Genomic DNA, 16,526 nt, shown 5'->3' on the forward strand with positions numbered 1-16,526 from the left:
TGCACCTAGTGAAACCACTCCATGAATCGCCCCTATCCACCTTCGACGCGTGCGCTCGCGGTTCGGTTCCGACCAGTTGCCACGAATTTCCCGGGGCCGAAGCCGGTCAACCTTCCAGGTTGAACGCGCGGTTGATGACGCCCATGTCGAAGTAGTCGCGCCAGGCGAGGATGGTGTTGTCGGCCACTTCGAAGACGCCGGTGACCGGAAGCGGAATCGGCTTGCCCGCACTGTGGAGGGTGTCGGTGCGTTCGTTCATGACCAGGTTGCCGGAGGTGATCTGGTGGTGAATCTCGAAGTCGATGGCCTCGAAGGTGGTCAGGAAGCCGGCGATGAAGTCGCGGATGGCGGTGCGGCCGACCACCGGTTCGAGCGGAATGTTGTGGTATACAGCATCTTCCGCGAAGAAGGCGGCGATTCGGTCCGGATCCGGGTCGGACCAGCTGCGGCACATATCGCGGACGAGTTCGTCGGGAGTCGGCATGGGCGGGCTCACTTTCTGCTGCCGGACGGGCGAACCGCGTTGTGCGCAACGCCCTCTCGATTGAACCAAGCAATTGCTCGGTTCGGAAGCTTTTGACTTTCCGGCACTGTCCGCCCCGCGCCCTAGGCTGACGGCATGACCGACCAACCACTGCGTTACCGCTTGATCACCGGCGTCGACGACGCCTCGTTCTGCGAACGGATCAGCGAGCTGCTCGCGCAGGGCTACCGACTGCACGGCTCCCCCGCGGTTACCTTCAACGGCACCAACGTGATTGCGGCACAGGCGGTGATCCGGGACGACGATTAGCAGGCACGTAGGATGTGTTTCTTCGCCACGCCCGAGCTGGGCAGTGACTGCCCTTCGCACGCTACGCAGCCGGGATATCGCGCAAAATACCTTGCAGCAGCATATTTCCAGGTAGAAGTAGCCCGGAAATGCGATGATTGCGAAGACCCGGGACTACGATCTTTCCGTGCGGAAGATGTATGCGGGCGCGCGCCTTCGGCGGTTGCGCGAGGAACGCAGACTCACCCAGGCGGCACTGGCCAAGTCGCTTGATCTGTCACCCAGTTATCTCAACCAGCTGGAACGTGATCAGCGGCCGCTCACCATCCCGGTGCTGCTGAAACTCAACTCCACCTTCGACCTCGACGTCCAGTTCTTCGCCGCGGACTCGGACGCGCGCCTCGTGTCCGACCTGCACGAGGTGCTGATCGACGCCGCCGGCGGGCACACCGCGCCACTGACCGAGGTGGAGGAGCTGGCGACCAGGCAGCCCGAGGTCGCCAGGATCGTCGTCGCGATGCATCGCCGCCTGCGCGCCGCCACCGACCAGCTCGACCTGCTCGCCGCCCGGGTGTCCGCGCCGACCGGCGCGCCGGGCATGCCCATGCCCTACGAGGATGTGCGGGACTTCTTCTACGACCACCACAATCACATCCCGCAGCTCGATATCGCCGCCGAGCAGCTGTTCGAGCAGTCCGGCCTGACCATCGGCTCGCTGGATCGCCAGCTCGCCAGGGTCGCCGAGGAACGCGCCGGGGTCACCGTGCTGGTGCGCGGCGACGGCGCGGATCCGGCCATCCCGAAGCGGCAATACGATCCCGACAGCCGCACGCTCACTCTGGCCAGACGACTTCGACCGGGGCAGCGCGCCTTTCAGATCGCGACCACGCTGGCGTTCCTGCTGTACGGGACCGAGCTGGACGGGGTGCTCGCCGAAACCCCCTCGCTCACCGGCGAATCCCGCACGCTCGCGCGGATCGGGCTGGCCAACTACTTCGCCGGCGCACTGGTGCTGCCGTACGGGCGTTTCCTACGCTCGGCCGAGGAACTGCACTACGACATCGACCTGCTCGGCCTGCGCTTCGAGGTCGGCTTCGAAACCATCTGCCACCGACTGAGCACGCTGCAGCGGCAAGGCCAGCGCGGGGTGCCGTTCTTCTTCGTCCGTACCGACCGCGCGGGCAATATCTCGAAACGCCAGTCCGCCACCGCCTTTCACTTCTCCCGGGTCGGCGGCAGCTGCCCGCTGTGGGTGGTGCACGAGGCGTTCGCGCATCCCGGCCGCATCCTGCCGCAGATCGCGGAGATGCCGGACGGGCGTCGCTACCTGTGGATCGCGCGCACCGCGATGACCGCACCGCACGGATTCGGCACCGCGACAAAGAATTTCGCGATCGGGCTCGGCTGCGACATCGAATACGCGGACCGGCTGGTGTATTCGGCCGGACTCCAGCTCGACGACCCGACGACGGCGGTGCAGATCGGCGCGGGCTGCAAGGTCTGTGAGCGGCCGTCCTGCCCGCAGCGCGCCTTCCCGCACATCGGCAGCCCGCTCGCGGTCACCGAGAACACCAGCACCGACCTGCCTTATCCGCGCATCGGGCACTGATCCGCGCCGGTTACTGCACGAGATCGCAACGCGGGCAGGAGTTTCTCGGCGACCAGGTCGAGTTGCCGGTGCACGTTCAGGGAACCGAGGCGCAGGATGAAGTGGGTGGCGCCCGCGTCGAGGTAACGACCAAGCCAGTCGGCGCAGTGTTCGGCGGTGCCGCCGAAATAAGCCTGAATGGTGGACATTTCCGCCAGCGATCGACGGTAGTACTGGCGCACATAGTCTTCCAGCTCGGTCTGCGCACGCGCCGGGTCCGGGTCCAGCACGATCGTCGCGTACATCGCGGGAGTCACCGCGCGGGTCGTTTGCCGCTGGATCGTCTGCCAGGCGCGGGCATACGCGGTCGGGTCCGGGAGGTAGGGCAGCCAACCGTCGTAGTGGCGAGCGACTCGGGCGAGCACCTTCGGTGTGTCACTACCCGCCAGCCAGAGCGGTGGCCCACCCGGCGTCGAAGTCGGCAGCGCTCGCGTCAGATCAGCTATCTGCCAATACTTTCCGTCGAAATCGGCGGCACCCGTCCAGGCCGCGCGCCAGATTCGCACCGTCTCGTCCAGGCGGCCGACGCGCTCGTCGAACGGGACACCGACCGCGTCGAACTCGGCTCGACTCTCCGGCAATGGGAACCCCGCGCCGAGTCCGAGCATCAGCCGGTCCGGACCGAGTTGGTCGACGGTCGCCGCCGCGTGCGCGCCGAGCAGTGGATGCCGCAATGTCGCGGTCCAGGCCGCGGTGCCCAGTCTGATCCGCGACGTCGCGGCGGCGACAGCGCCGAGCAGGGTGAGTGGATCAACCCTGGTGCGCGCCAACGGCGAATCACCGGTCCACACCGAGTCGAATCCGGCGTCCTCGGCGACCTGCGCAAGACGCACCAGACTCGGTGCGTCGTGCCGTCCGGTCATCGCGGTTTCCCGGCTCGGCAACAGAATTCCGACCTCGATCACACGCCGATCGTCCCGCGCACGGTGCGCCATGTCGATTACCTGACAGGTAATCGACATAGCAGCGGCCGTACTCGGCGCACGCATTCCATTCGTCCAAGCCTCGGCCCTGAAGTCCGGTTTACCGTGCGAAACATGGAAACGACACACCCCTCCGGTACGGACAACACGATCAAGGATCGCCTCGTAGCGCTGCTCGACGAGTGGATGGCGGCCATCGTCACCAACGACGCGGCCCGGATCGCCGACTACCTGACCGACGACTGGATCATGGTCTCCGAAAACGGGATCACGCCGGCCGCGCGGTTTCTCGCGCTGGTCAAGTCCGGTGTGCTCAGCCATTCGGCGATGCAGCGGGTGAGCGACGCCACGATCGAATACCGGGGCAATGTCGCGGTGCTGACCGTGCGGGCCACCAATACCGCGCACTTCCAAGGCAAGCGGTTCGACGCCGACGAGTGGACGACGGACGTCTTCGTCGAGACCGAGCAGGGCTGGCGGTGTTCGCTCACCCATATCACCGCCGTCACGACCGGATGACGTGCCCCTATTCGGTTCCCGGTCAGCCGATTACGACTTGGCCAGATACTCCAGGCGTTCGGAGTCGACCGCAGCGTGCATCATGCTCGCCAAGCCGGGATGCTTCCGCAAACCCGGATCGGCCGCTACCATCTCGCGAGCGAGTTCCTGTGCGGCGGTGATGACTTCGAGATCATCGAGCAGCGACAGCAGCTTCAGCGAGCGGGCGGTGCCGGACTGAGCGGCGCCGAGCACGTCGCCCTCGCGGCGGGTGCGCAGGTCGAGCACGGCGAGTTCGAAGCCGTCGGTGGTGGCGGCGACCGCGTCCAATCGGGCCATCGCCGAACCGTTGGGGGCGGAATCGGTGACCAGCAAACACAGGCCGGGATGCTTGCCGCGGCCGATGCGGCCGCGTAGCTGATGCAGCTGGCTGACGCCGAAGCGGTCCGCGTCGACGATCACCATGACGGTCGCGTTCGGCACGTCCACGCCGACCTCGACCACGGTCGTACAGACGAGCGCGTCGACGGAGCCGTCGTTGAAAGCGCGCATCACCTGGTCTTTTTCGTCCGCGGGCAGTCGGCCGTGCAGCAGGCCGACGCGCAGTTCGGCCAGCGGGCCGGTGCTCAGCATCTCGAAGACGTCCAGCGCGGCCTGCGTTGTCGGGCCTTCCTTTTCGGGCTCGGCCGCCTTCGACTTGCCTTTGGCGGACTTGCCGGCGGCCTCCTCGTCGTCACCGATGCGTGAGCACACCACGTAGGCCTGCCGACCGGCCTTGACCTCCTCCACGATGCGCTCCCACGCGCGGTCCACCCAGTTCGGATGTTGCCTGCGCGGAACAACTTTGGAGGTGATCGGCGAACGCCCCCTGGGCAGCTCGGTGAGTGTCGAGGTCTCCAGGTCGCCGAGGGTGGTCATCGCGATGGTGCGCGGGATCGGCGTGGCGGTCATCACCAGCAGATGCGGGCTGGTGCCCGCTTTCGCTTTGGCGCGCAACGCATCCCGCTGCTCGACACCGAACCGGTGCTGCTCGTCGACGACCACCATGCCGAGGTCGAAGAACTCGACGTTGTCCTGGATCAGCGCGTGCGTGCCGATCACGATGCCCGCCTCACCCGTCATCGCCGCCAGCAGCGCGGCCTTCTTGGTCGCGGTCGACATCGAACCGGTGACCAGCACCACCTTGGTCGCGTTCTCGCCCGCGCCGAGTTCACCGGCGTTGCCGAGATCGCCCAGCATCCCGCGCAGCGACCGATAGTGCTGGGCGGCAAGAACTTCCGTCGGCGCGAGCAACGCGCACTGCTGACCGGCGTCGACGATCTGCAGCATCGCCTGCAGCGCGACGATCGTCTTGCCCGAGCCGACCTCGCCCTGCAGCAAGCGGTGCATCGGATGGCTGCGCGACATGTCGGCGGAGATTTCCGAGATCACCTGCCGCTGGCCCGCGGTCAGCTCGAACGGCAGCCGCTTCTCGAACTCGGCGGCGATGCCGTCCGGTCGCGGCGGGCACGGGCGCGCGGCCCGGCCGGACACCTCGTGGCGGCGTTCGGCGAGCACCAGCTGCAGTGCCAGCGCCTCATCGAAACGCAAACGCTGCTGCGCCTGTTCGATGTCGGCCTTGTGTTCGGGCAGGTGGATCAGGCGCAGCGCGTCGGAGATCTTCATCAGCGAGCGGTCGTCCCTGATCGCGTCCGGCAGCGGATCGTCGATCGGGTCCAGCTGATCGAGCACCTGTCGCACGCAGGCGAGCACGTCCCAGCTCTGCACCTTCGCGGTGGCCGGATACACCGGGATGAACTCCCGCTCCATGAACGAGGTGTCCACGCCCTCAGCGCCTTTCGCGCTCTGCGCCAGCCCGCGCAGGTCACCGCCGCCGCGCACGGTTTTCACCGCGCCGACCGACTCGTCCTCGTCGTTCTCGGGCAGGATCAGATAGCCTGGATGGTTCAGGTTCCACTGACCGGGCCGCCAGTAGTTCACGGTGCCCGACATCATCGCCCGAAGACCCTCCCGGACAACATATTTCACCTTGTCGCCGTTGAAGAAGGTGACGTCGACACCGCGGCCGGTGCCGGAACCGGTGTCCAGCACCACCTTCAGCAGCGAACCGCGCCGGTTGCGCATCGGCCGCAGCTCGGCCTTGGTGATCCGGCCGATCACAGTGATGTGCGTGCCGTCTTCCGGCTCTTCCTCGGTGAGCGGCTGCCCCTGCGTCGCATAGCGCAGCGGATAGTGCCGGAGCAGGTCCTCCACCGTGTGCATGTCGAACGCGTCGACCAGCGAACCCGCCGCCTTCACGCCGAGAATATGGTCCAGCCGATCACTCAGGGTCGCCATCTACTCCACTCCGATCTGCACCAGATCCCCGTGCTGCCCACCGGAGTACACGGTGACCTCCACGCCGGGAAAGCTTTCGCCGATGTGTGCCGCGAGTTCGCCGGCCAGGCCGTCCGGCGCCGCCGCACCCATCAGCAGGGTGACCAGCTCGCCGCCGAACGCGAGCATCCGGTCCAGCAGCGTCAGTCCGGCCGCCCGCACATCATGGTCGATCACTACGACATCCTGGCCGACCAGGCCGAGCCCGTCGCCCGCTTCGCAGGTGCCGACCATGGTGAGCGCCCGTTCCGGCGCGGCGCGCAGCGACCCCCACCGGGTGGTCGCGGCGGCCTCCGACATGGCGAAGGCGTCGTCGACGGCGATCCGGCCGCGATCGTGCACGGCCAGCGCCGCGAGGCCCTGCACCATGGACCCGCTCGGCAGCAGGAGCACGTCGCGGTGCGCGTCACGAGCGGCGACACCGACCGCGACCAGGTCGTGCGCGGGTAACGCGCCGTTGGGCAGGACAAGCACCTCACGATTCGGCATGGCTCGGATCGCGGCGAGCAGGCCGGCGGCGGTCACCACGCCGTCACCGGCGAGTACCACCGCGCCGGCATCCTCGAACAGTTCGGCCGCACCGTCACCGGCCGCTACCGCCAGGATCCCGCGGTCGGCGGGTCCGTCCACTTCCTTCGCGGAGTCCATGGTGGTGTGGGTGACGAGGTGGCCGGAGGTCATGTCGTGCGGCGTCTCGCGGCCGGTCGGCCCGAAGCTCTCGATGCGGATACCGCTGAGCTTTCCGGCGGCGAGACCGGCTTCCACCGCGGCACCCGCATCCGCGCAGTGCACGTGGGCAGACCAGAAAGAGTCGCCGTCGCCGACGACCACCACGGAGTCGCCGAGCTCGGCGAGGCGGGCGCGCAGCTGCGCCACCTGGTCCTGGTCGGTGTCGGCGAGCAGATACATCACCTCGTATTGCGGTTCCGCCGAACTGGTTTCGCGGTTGTCCTCGGCGGATCGCACGGTGACGGGCTCACGCGGGGTGTACTCCGGGCGAGCGGGGATCTCCCCGAAGGTGATCGAGACGAGGCTGTCCAGCAGCACCACCAACCCGCGCGCACCCGCGTCGACCACTCCGGCCGCGCGCAGCACGCCGAGCTGGGACGGTGTGTCACCGAGCGCCTTGGCGGCGCCGTCGGCGGCCGCCAGCGCCACCTCGGCGAGCGAGGTGTCCCGGCACGACGCCGCACTCGCGGCCGCACAGTCCAGGACAGTAAGGATGGTGCCTTCGATCGGCTCGCTCAAGGCCTCGCGGACCAGGACCGAGGCGCGGTTCAGGGCATCGCGCAGCGTGGTGGCGGTGAGCGGTTCGCTCCGGACAGCCTCGGCGATACCGCGCAGGACCTGCGACAGGATGATGCCGGAGTTGCCGCGCGCGCCGATGGTCGCGCCGCGCGCCATCGCGGCGGCGACGTCGTGCGCCGACAACGCGTCCACCGGACCGCGCGCCGCCGCCGCGTCCATCGCGGCGCGCATCGTGGCGAGCAGGTTGGTGCCGGTATCCGCGTCCGGGATAGGGAAGACATTGAGTGCGTTGATCTCCTCGCGCCGGTTTTCCAAACCGTCGAGGCAGGCTCGGCCCCAGCGCAGCAACGCCGTGCCGTCCATCACATCCCGCACTCCGGGCACCGTCACCCCTTTAATCGTCGCCACCTGCACCGCCCGCAAGGTTAGCGGGCGCAACCGACATACTGTCGGCACCCACCGCGCATGCCAGCAAGGTCCGCAGCCCACCCGGTTTGGTGGATCCGGGGCGGTCCCGCTACCCTTGCAGGGTTGCCTTCGCGTGACCGTTGCCGGTTTGCGCTGGCCGATGTACATCGGCAGGGGTACGTCAATACATTGTTTCCGGACATGCCGCCCGCGGGCGACGGTCCTCCACATGACATGAAGGAGTTCGCGACTATGGCTGCCGTCTGCGACGTCTGCGCCAAGGGCCCCGGCTTCGGGAAGTCGGTCTCGCACTCGCACCGGCGCACCAACCGTCGCTGGAACCCGAACATCCAGACCGTTCGCGCCCAGGTTGCGCCGGGTAACACCCGTCGCATGAACGTGTGCACCTCCTGCCTCAAGGCGGGCAAGGTCGTCCGCGGCTGATTGCCACGACCGACCTGGTACGAGTACCGACGCACGCCCCGGCACCCTCACAGGTGGTCCGGGGCTTCGTCATCGATAGGCAGGTATGACCGAGCCCGACTGGCGCATCACCCCGCTCGCCGCCGAGCACGCCTACCCGCTCGCCGAATGCCACATCGCCTGCTGGCGGGAGGCCTACCGCGATCTGGTGCCCGCGCACGTGCTGGACGCTTTCGACGTCGACCGGCGCGCCGAGCAATGGGAGCGCAACCGGGTCAAGTACCCCGGGCACACCTGGGTCGCGCTGGTCGATGCGCAAGTGATCGGCTTCGCCAGCGCGGGCGAGACCCGCGACGATCCGCCGGAGCCCGCACACCAGTTGTATGCGCTGTACGTTCGTTCGCCGTGGTACGGCACCGGCGTCGCGCAAGATCTGCTGCGAGCCGCGCTGGACCCGTCGAAGCCGTACTCGCTGTGGGTCTTCGAACAGAATCCACGCGCACTGGCCTTCTACCGCAAACACGGTTTCGCACTGGACGGCACCAGCAGAGTAGAGGCCTTCTCACCGTCGATCGAGGTCAAGATGGTGCGCGCGCCGGGCGAATTCCAGGGACATCCGAGCCCCGGTACACCTGGGCCAGGCCGGCCTGCCCGGGAGGGCTCTTGCTGAGAACGAAGAACCCACCGCAACGGAAGCGACAAGCACCGAGATGGTGGACTCGACTGGATCAGCAAATTCCGTGGGCCCTAGGGTGCTGATCATGACCTCCACCGAGCAAGCCGGGTACGTGACTTCCGTCGACGGCGTTCTGCAGATCACCATCGCGACCGCCGCCAACGGCACGTCCATGGACTTCGGCGGGATCGTCGCGGGCACGGCCGCGCTGCGCTCGCTCGGCTCCGAGGTCGGCGCGGTGCTGCTGACTGGCACCGGCTCGAACTTCTGCGTGGGCGGCAATGTCCGCGGCTTCGCGGCAGCGGCCGATCGGGCGGCCCACATCTACGGCCTGGCAACGGATCTGCACCACTTCGTGCGCGCACTCGACGCGACCACCATCCCGGTGGTCGCCGGCGTTCAGGGCTGGGCGGCGGGCGCCGGAATGAGCCTGGTCTGTGCCGCCGACATCGCACTCGGCGGGCCGAGCACCAAGCTGCGCCCGGCCTACCCCGGCATCGGCCTCAGCCCCGACGGCGGCATGTCCTGGACGCTGCCGCGCATCGTCGGACTCGGCCGAGCCCGCGAAATCCTGCTCACCGACGCGGTTTTGGACGCCGACGAGGCGGTCCGGCTCGGCATCCTCAGCAGGCTGGTCGCCGACGACGAGGTGCAGGCCGAGGCGCTGAACCTGGCCCGAACCCTCGCGGCCGGACCACGTTCCACCTACGCGAGCATCAAAACCCTTCTCGCACAGTCTTCTTCGTCGCTGCTCGGCGATCAGCTGGATCGCGAACGCGATGCGATCGCCGCGGCGGCCAACAACGCGACCGGCCGCGAGGGCGTCGACGCGTTCGTCGAGAAGCGCAAGCCGAACTACCGGTAACTCACTGATTGGTCTGCAGGACGAACTTCGCGACCGCGTCGGTGAACGCATCGTTGTCGTCACCGGCCGCGGTGTGCGCCGCGCCGCCGATCTCGACCAGCTGCAGCTGCGGCACCAACTCCTGAAACGCCGCGGCGCCTTCGGCACTCACCACGTCCGACTGCAGGCCGCGCACCAGCATCACCGGAATCGTCAGCTTGCGCGCGGCGGCTTCCAGCTGGTCGGTCATCTCCGACGCGTCCTCGACCCGGCCGGACAGCATGTCCGGGTCCCAGTGCCAGTACCAGCGGCCGTCGCGCTCGCGCAGGTTGCGCAGCAATCCGTCGGTATTCTTCGGGCGCGGCCGATGCGGCAGGTATTCGGCGACGGCATCGGCCACCTGCTCGAGGCTGTCGAAGCCGTCGCGGTGCTTGCCGAGGAATTCGATCACCCGCGCGACACCGGCCTTCTCGGGCCTGGTCACGATGTCGACGAGCACCAGCGCGCTGATCGCCTCGCCGCCGGGCGTGGCGGTGGCGAGCAGGCCGGTGATGCCGCCCATGCTCGCCCCGACCACGACGGCGGGCGCACCGAGCTGTTCGAGCGCGAGTAGCAGGTCGCGCACCATGGTGTCGCGGCGGTAGTCGCCGTCTGCGGACCACGCGCTGTCGCCGTGTCCGCGCGCGTCCAGCGTGACCACGCGCATGCCCGCGGCGCCGAGTTTGGCGCCGGTCTGTTTCCACGAGTGCCTGGTCTGCCCGCCGCCGTGCAGGAAGACGACGAGCGGACCGTCGGCCGGGCCGAACTGGTCGGCGGCCAGCTCCAGCCCACCCGAGCCGCGCAGCCGGAAGGGCGCGGGCTCGAGAAGATTGTTCGCATTACTCACGAACCGAGCATCGCATAGAACCGGTTACGGTTCGCGGCGAGCCTCCCGAACGGTTGGTTCAGCAGTCCCACTTGCCGGAGGCGCTGAGGGTGCGCTGCAGCAGGCAGGCCACCTTGGCGTTGACCGAGGAGGAAATGGTGGAGGAGCCGTTGGAGGTGAATTCCTCGCCGATCTGCGTCGACGAGGTATCGGCGGCCGGTGCCGAGGTGGTCTCCGTGGCAGGCTCCAGCGGCAGCCCCGAGGCATTCGCGGTCGCGGCGCCGCCCGCGAGGGCGGCACAGAGGGCCAGGGTGGCGGTGGTGCCGCGCAGAACGCCGCGAACGGTGGTGTTGGGCATGGAAAAGCTCCTCACTCGACAATCAATCTAGGTAACTCACACACAGACGCCGGCTCAGGGCAGGCGCCAGTCAACGGGTTCGGCACCGAGTTCATCGAGCAGTTCGTTCACTCGGGAGAACGGGCGCGAACCGAAGAAGCCGCGCGACGCCGACAGCGGCGACGGATGCGCGGACTCGATGTAGGGGATCTCGGCCTCGACCAGGGTCGGCTTGAGGGTCGCCGCGTCACGGCCCCAGAGGATCGCGACCAGCGGCTCGTCCCGCGCGACCAGCGCGCGAATGGCCTGCTCGGTCACCGCCTCCCAGCCCTTGCCGCGATGCGAGGCGGGCTGGCCGGGCGCCACGGTGAGCACCCTGTTCAGCATCAGCACGCCCTGATCGGACCAGGGGCTCAGGTCGCCGCAGGACGGCGTCGGGTGGCCGAGATCCTTGGTGTATTCGGCGAAGATGTTCGCCAGGCTGCGCGGGACCGGTGAAACATCCGGCGCGACAGAGAAACTCAGGCCCATCGCATGGCCGGGCGTCGGATACGGATCCTGGCCGACGACCAGCACGCGGACCGCGTCGAAGGGGCGCTGGAAGGCGCGTAGCACGTTCTCACCGGCCGGTAGATAACCGCGGCCCGCCGCGTTCTCTTCGCGCAGGAACTCGCCCATGGCGGAAATGCGTTCCGCCACCGACTCGAGTGCCTTCGCCCATCCCGGATCCACAATTTCCGACAGTGGTTTCGCGCCCATGACCGCACAACTTATCGTGGTTCGTTCGCGACCGCCGAGTCCGCCCCACCGAATGATTCCCAGCCGGTGCTGCCCGGCCGCGCCGCGCCGTCGACCGTGACGCCGTGACCGGCGCACACGCGGCCGATCGGCACCCATCCGGCGGGCAGGTCACCCGCGGCCGACCAGGTGCCGACGAATGCGTGATCCTCGCCGCCGGTCAGAATCCATTGCGCCGCATCGGCATCCATGCGGGCGGCAATATCGGCGAGTGAGTGGTCTTGCAATGCGGACGAATCCAGATCAATAGCGACACCGGATAATTCGGCGATATGGCCGAGATCCGCCAGTAGGCCGTCGGATACATCCGTCAGTGCGTTCAGCCCTGTCTCGGTGTGCGCATTCAGCACTGCCGAATATGGCGGCTGCGGGACACGGTGCGCGGCAAGCGCTTCGGTGAAGTCGGCAGATTCGATGCCCGCGGTCAGGATCGCCAGACCAGCGGCCGACCAGCCGAGGCGGCCCGCGACGGCGACCGTGTCCCCCACGCGCGCACCGGCTCTCGTGATGGGCGCGCGGCCACGCAGATCGCCGAACGCGGTCACCGAGATGACGAGCTCGCGGCTGCGAACCAGATCGCCGCCCGCGATAGAGGCGCCCGCGCGAGTCGCCTCGGCCCACATTCCGTCGGTCAGGCCATCGATCACATCCAGCCCGGTGTCGGCCGGACAGCCGAGCGCCACCACGAACGCGCTCGGCCACGCGCCCATCGCCACCACATCGGCCGCGTTCTGCGCGATTGCCTTGCGGCCGATGTCCTCGGGGCTCGACCAGTCGAGGCGGAAATGCCGGTCCTGCACGAGCATGTCGGTGGTGACCACGAACCGGCCGTCCGGCGCGGCGACCAGGGCGGCGTCGTCACCGGGCCCGAGCAGCACGCTCGGCGCTTGGACCCGGCCGCGGTTGATCCGCTCGATCAACGCGAACTCGCCCAGTTCACGCACCGTCCTTGGTCCCGTGTGCTCGCTGATGACCGGTCCTTTCAGACGCCCTGACGGCTGGAATCGACCCGAAGGTACCCTTTTCAGGGCAATCGACTGCCACCGGGCCGGTCACGGCACCGCCGCGGCTTCGCGGCCGCCGACCGCCCGGTCAGCGCAACAGGAAGGATCGGTGAGCATGGCGGCGGAATCGTCGGACCACGATTCGGCGAAGGACACGGCCGGACAGGTCGCCGAGAGCACCTCGCCCGCGGACGGTCCGTCGGACACCGAATCCGCGGACACCTCGGCGAACGGCACCGCCTCGACCGCGAGCACCCGCCAGCACTCCCCGGCACTCATCGCCACCGCCGTCGCATTACCGGTCGCCCTGGTCGTCGTCGTGCTGGTGATCGCGATCTTCGCCCGCAACGCCCCCGTCGAACGCGAACCGCTGGTCCTCGGCCCGGTCCCCGCCCCCGCCGCGACCGGCCCCGCCTGCACCAACCTGCTCCCCGCCCTGCCGACCGAACTCGGCGACTACACCAAATCCACCCTCGTCGAACCTTCCCCGCCGGCCACCCGCGCCTGGCAGCACACCGACGGCGGCGACCCGATCGTCCTGCGCTGCGGCCTCGACCGCCCCCTCGAATTCAACCGCGCCTCAGCCCTGCAGATCGTGAACGGCGTCCAGTGGTTCGAGGCCCGCGACCAAGCCGCCAAGGCCAGCACCTGGTTCGCCGTCGACCGCGAAACCTACATCGCCCTGACCGTCCCCGACGGCTCCGGCCCCACCCCCCTACAAGCAGTCTCCGACACCATCACCGCCAACCTCCCCGCCACCCCACTCGATCCGGGCCCCCTCCCCAACTGAGGGGTCAGCGAAGCCCGGTACCGCGCGCGAGTGCCGTCTCGACCAGGATCGACACCAGGTCCTGGTAGTCGATGCCGGTGGCCTCCCACATCCGCGGGTACTGGGAGATCGGCGTGAAGCCGGGCATGGTGTTGATCTCGTTGATCACCGGTCCATCGGCGGTGACGAAGAAGTCGACGCGGGCCAGGCCCTGACAGTCCAGTGCGCGGAACGCCCGCACCGCGAGTTCCCGGACGCTGTCGGAAACGTCGTCGTCCAGCTTCGCCGGTACGTCGAATTCACAGACGTCGTCGAGGTATTTGGTCTCGAAGTCGTAGAACTCGGGATTCGCGGCGGCGCCTTCCTCCGGCATCCGGATCTCCGACAGCACACTGGCTTCCACCCGGCCGTCCGGGAATTCCAGTACGCCGCACTCGACTTCGCGGCCGACGATGCCCGCCTCGACGATCACCTTCGGGTCGTGCGTCCGGGCCGTGGCGATGGCCGCGGCCAACTCGGTCCAGTCGTCGACCTTCGTGATGCCGATCGACGAACCTCCGCGCGCGGGCTTCACGAACACCGGCAGCCCGAGCCGGGCCCGGTCCGCCTCGCTCACCGTCTCGGTACCCGGCCGCAACACCACCTGAATGCCGACCGGCAAGCCCTCTGCCGCAAGGAGTTTCTTGGTGAACTCCTTGTCCATACCCGCCGCGCTGGCCAGCACGCCCGCACCGACGTACGGCACACCGGCGAGCTCCAGCATGCCCTGCAGCGTGCCGTCCTCGCCGAACGGTCCGTGCAACAGCGGGAACACCACGTCCACCGAACCGAGGGTGGCGCCCGGATCGTCGAGTGCGACAAGCGCACCCGAGTTACTCGGACCGGACGCCAAGGTCAACGCCGTACCGGTGGCGTCGACCGACGGCAGCGCGCGATCGTGAAACCCCAGCGCCGCGACGTTCGAATCGGCCAGCACCCAGGTGCCTTCGGTGCTGATGCCGATCGGCACGACGTCGTACTTCTCCGGGTCCAGGTTCGGCAGCACGCTGCCCGCCGACACGCAGGAGACGGCGTGCTCATTGCTCCGCCCGCCGAAAACCACAGCCACCCGGATCCGCTTCGTCATGCCCCGAACCGTACCCGTCGCGGCGCGTAGTCCCCACCGCTACCCATTGGCGTAACTGCGGCGCGTGTCCGTGCTGCGACTACTCCGGCTTGATCCGCCGGCCGAGCAGATTGCCGACGGCTTCGCGGACCGCCATGCCCTCGTGGCAGACCTGGTTCACGGCGGTGGTGAGGGGCATGTCGACGTCGTGTTTCACGGCGAGGGCGCGAATCGAGGTGCAGGACTTGACGCCCTCGGCTACCTGGCCGTGCGTTGCTTCCTGGGCGGTTTCCATCGAGCCGCCCGCGCCGAGGGCATGGCCGAAGGAGCGGTTGCGCGACAGCGGTGAGGTGCAGGTGGCGACCAAGTCGCCGACGCCGGCCAGGCCGGAGAGGGTGGCCGGTTCGGCACCGAGGGCCACGCCGAGCCGGATGATCTCGGCGAGGCCGCGGGTGATAATGCTGGCGACGGTGTTGTCCCCCAAGCCCATTCCGGACGCGATGCCGCAGGCGAGGGCGATCACGTTCTTGCTCGCACCGCCGACCTCGCAGCCGATCACATCGATGTTGGTGTAGGGGCGGAAGTATCCGGTGGCGCTCGCGTGCTGCAATGCCACGGCACGATCGGCATCGGTACAGGCGATCACGGTGGCGGCGGGCTGACCGACGGCGATCTCGTGCGCCAGATTCGGGCCGGACAGCACCGCGACGCGGCTCTCGTCGGCCCCGGTGACCTCGCCGATCACCTGACTCATCCGCAGCAGCGTGCCGTTCTCGATGCCCTTGGCCAAGCTGAGCAGTGACGCGTCCGGTGCGATCAGCCCCTTCCACTGTTCGAGATTCGCGCGCAGCGATTGGGACGGCACCGCGAGCACCACGATGTCGGCGCCGTCGAGCGCGACAGCCGGGTCGTGGGTGGCCGCCAGCGGGGGCAGCGGAATATCGGTGAGGTAAGAGGGATTGCGATGTTGGGTGTGCAGTATTTCGGCGACTTCGGGTCGTCGCGCCCAGATGGTGACCTCGGTTCCCGCGTCCGCCAACACCTTCGCGAACGCGGTCCCCCAAGATCCCGCGCCCATAACTGCCGCCCTCGTCATCTGCCCAATATGCCATGGAAGGATTGGACGCATGCGCCCGCACGCTGTGCATGCCGTGATCGCGGTGAAGAGCCTCGATCAGGCCAAGAGCCGACTGGCCGACCGGCTGCGCCCGGAACACCGGGCCCGGCTGGTCCTCGCCATGCTCGCCGACACCTTGTCCGCCGCCGCGGCCGTTCCGGAGATCGCCTCGATCGTCGTGGTCACGCCCGATCCGGTCGTGGCCGACCTGGCACAGTCGATGGGCGCCGCGGTGCATCCCGAGCCACGCTCCGCCGGACTGGACGGACTGAACAGCGCGCTGGCTGACGCCGCGGCCGGGCTGCGGCACCGGCACGGTCCGGTCGATCTCCTCGCGTTGCAGGCCGACCTGCCCGCGCTGCGCGCGGCGGAACTGGCCGACGTGCTGACGCTCGCGCCGCGCGGCATGCGCTCGATCGTGGTCGATCACGCGGGCACCGGCACGGCCGCGCTACTTGTCCGCGATCCCGTCGCCGACCTCGAACCCCGGTTCGGCCCCGGTTCGGCGGGCAAACACATCGCCGCCGGTGCGATCGACCTGACGGGCGATTGGCCCGGTTTACGGCTGGATGTCGACACGGCCGAGGACCTGGACCTGGCCATTGAGCTCGGCGCGGGCAATGCGACCAGCGTCGCGCTGCACGACATCGGCTGGCCAGATCGTGTTCATCAGCCGGTTCGGCGAGTGTGCTAGGAGATCGCCAGCGTGTGGTGA

18 protein-coding genes are annotated in these 16,526 nt (G+C 68.4%); 8 read left to right on the plus strand and 10 right to left on the minus strand.

The genetic code is table 11. From position 1 onward, the window contains the following. Positions 1–106 precede the first annotated feature (106 nt). Positions 107–484 (minus strand): nuclear transport factor 2 family protein, encoded by a 378-nt coding sequence (locus tag ACFWF1_RS09960; protein ID WP_379284796.1) that lies wholly within the window; start codon positions 482–484, stop codon positions 107–109. Positions 485–619: 135 nt separating this feature from the next. Between ACFWF1_RS09960 and ACFWF1_RS09965 the strand changes: the two genes are divergently transcribed. Together ACFWF1_RS09965 and ACFWF1_RS09970 are read left to right on the plus strand one after the other, a co-directional pair. Further along, entirely contained in the window at positions 620–793 is a 174-nt protein-coding gene (locus ACFWF1_RS09965; RefSeq protein WP_379284797.1) for a DUF1737 domain-containing protein, read from the plus strand. Between the two features lie 166 nt (positions 794–959). Next, complete coding sequence (locus tag ACFWF1_RS09970) at positions 960–2,381, plus strand: short-chain fatty acyl-CoA regulator family protein (protein WP_379284798.1); 1,422 nt, start codon at positions 960–962, stop codon at positions 2,379–2,381. Here ACFWF1_RS09970 and ACFWF1_RS09975 read toward each other — a convergent pair. Next, positions 2,360–3,325 (minus strand): LLM class flavin-dependent oxidoreductase, encoded by a 966-nt coding sequence (locus tag ACFWF1_RS09975; protein ID WP_379284799.1) that lies wholly within the window; start codon positions 3,323–3,325, stop codon positions 2,360–2,362. The genes ACFWF1_RS09970 and ACFWF1_RS09975 overlap by 22 nt on opposite strands. A gap of 132 nt (positions 3,326–3,457) precedes the next feature. Here ACFWF1_RS09975 and ACFWF1_RS09980 point away from each other — a divergent pair, with 132 nt between their 5' ends. Next, entirely contained in the window at positions 3,458–3,862 is a 405-nt protein-coding gene (locus ACFWF1_RS09980) for a nuclear transport factor 2 family protein (protein ID WP_379284800.1), read from the plus strand. A gap of 30 nt (positions 3,863–3,892) precedes the next feature. Here the strand turns inward: ACFWF1_RS09980 and recG are convergent, their stop codons facing one another. Together recG and ACFWF1_RS09990 are read right to left on the minus strand one after the other, a co-directional pair. Continuing rightward, positions 3,893–6,178: an ATP-dependent DNA helicase RecG gene (gene recG, locus ACFWF1_RS09985; protein WP_379284801.1), complete on the minus strand. Its 2,286-nt coding sequence runs from the start codon at positions 6,176–6,178 to the stop codon at positions 3,893–3,895. Next, positions 6,179–7,828: a DAK2 domain-containing protein gene (locus tag ACFWF1_RS09990; protein ID WP_379284877.1), complete on the minus strand. Its 1,650-nt coding sequence runs from the start codon at positions 7,826–7,828 to the stop codon at positions 6,179–6,181. It abuts the gene before it with no gap. A gap of 297 nt (positions 7,829–8,125) precedes the next feature. On the opposite strand from ACFWF1_RS09990, the gene rpmB reads away from it, so the two are divergent. The 3 genes from rpmB to ACFWF1_RS10005 all read left to right on the plus strand — a co-directional run bounded on the left by rpmB (position 8,126) and on the right by ACFWF1_RS10005 (position 9,837). Next, positions 8,126–8,317 (plus strand): 50S ribosomal protein L28, encoded by a 192-nt coding sequence (rpmB, locus tag ACFWF1_RS09995; RefSeq protein WP_011210730.1) that lies wholly within the window; start codon positions 8,126–8,128, stop codon positions 8,315–8,317. A gap of 85 nt (positions 8,318–8,402) precedes the next feature. Beyond that, on the plus strand, positions 8,403–8,966 hold the full coding sequence (locus tag ACFWF1_RS10000) for a GNAT family N-acetyltransferase (protein WP_379284802.1): 564 nt from the start codon (positions 8,403–8,405) through the stop codon (positions 8,964–8,966). Positions 8,967–9,057: 91 nt separating this feature from the next. Then, on the plus strand, positions 9,058–9,837 hold the full coding sequence (locus tag ACFWF1_RS10005; RefSeq protein WP_379284803.1) for an enoyl-CoA hydratase/isomerase family protein: 780 nt from the start codon (positions 9,058–9,060) through the stop codon (positions 9,835–9,837). A gap of 1 nt (position 9,838) precedes the next feature. Here ACFWF1_RS10005 and ACFWF1_RS10010 read toward each other — a convergent pair whose 3' ends face one another. From ACFWF1_RS10010 to ACFWF1_RS10025, 4 genes are read right to left on the minus strand one after another with little or no spacing between them, the layout of a single operon-like run. Next, positions 9,839–10,702 (minus strand): alpha/beta fold hydrolase, encoded by an 864-nt coding sequence (locus tag ACFWF1_RS10010; RefSeq protein ID WP_379284804.1) that lies wholly within the window; start codon positions 10,700–10,702, stop codon positions 9,839–9,841. A 58-nt stretch (positions 10,703–10,760) separates the two neighbouring features. Continuing rightward, positions 10,761–11,039, minus strand: coding sequence for a hypothetical protein (locus ACFWF1_RS10015; RefSeq protein ID WP_357378197.1), 279 nt, complete (start codon positions 11,037–11,039; stop codon positions 10,761–10,763). Between the two features lie 54 nt (positions 11,040–11,093). After that, the gene (locus tag ACFWF1_RS10020; protein WP_357378196.1) at positions 11,094–11,777 is read right to left on the minus strand and encodes a uracil-DNA glycosylase; all 684 of its coding nucleotides are present in this window, start codon (positions 11,775–11,777) and stop codon (positions 11,094–11,096) included. Positions 11,778–11,788: 11 nt separating this feature from the next. Further along, a complete protein-coding gene (locus ACFWF1_RS10025; protein WP_379284805.1) occupies positions 11,789–12,760 on the minus strand; it encodes a thiamine-phosphate kinase in 972 nt (323 codons plus the stop codon). A 175-nt stretch (positions 12,761–12,935) separates the two neighbouring features. Between ACFWF1_RS10025 and ACFWF1_RS10030 the strand changes: the two genes are divergently transcribed. Then, positions 12,936–13,610, plus strand: coding sequence for a DUF3515 domain-containing protein (locus ACFWF1_RS10030; RefSeq protein ID WP_379284806.1), 675 nt, complete (start codon positions 12,936–12,938; stop codon positions 13,608–13,610). Positions 13,611–13,614: 4 nt separating this feature from the next. Here ACFWF1_RS10030 and ACFWF1_RS10035 read toward each other — a convergent pair whose 3' ends face one another. Next, positions 13,615–14,715 carry a D-alanine--D-alanine ligase family protein gene (locus ACFWF1_RS10035; RefSeq protein ID WP_379284807.1) on the minus strand — a complete coding sequence of 367 codons (1,101 nt, stop codon included), beginning with the start codon at positions 14,713–14,715 and terminating at the stop codon, positions 13,615–13,617. A gap of 79 nt (positions 14,716–14,794) precedes the next feature. Then, complete coding sequence (locus ACFWF1_RS10040; protein ID WP_379284808.1) at positions 14,795–15,790, minus strand: NAD(P)H-dependent glycerol-3-phosphate dehydrogenase; 996 nt, start codon at positions 15,788–15,790, stop codon at positions 14,795–14,797. 31 nt (positions 15,791–15,821) lie between these two features. Here ACFWF1_RS10040 and cofC point away from each other — a divergent pair, with 31 nt between their 5' ends. Next, positions 15,822–16,505, plus strand: coding sequence for a 2-phospho-L-lactate guanylyltransferase (gene cofC, locus ACFWF1_RS10045; RefSeq protein WP_379284809.1), 684 nt, complete (start codon positions 15,822–15,824; stop codon positions 16,503–16,505). Positions 16,506–16,526 lie beyond the last annotated feature (21 nt).

It is taken from the genome of Nocardia sp. NPDC060255, assembly GCF_042727395.1.
Lineage (GTDB): Bacteria > Actinomycetota > Actinomycetes > Mycobacteriales > Mycobacteriaceae > Nocardia.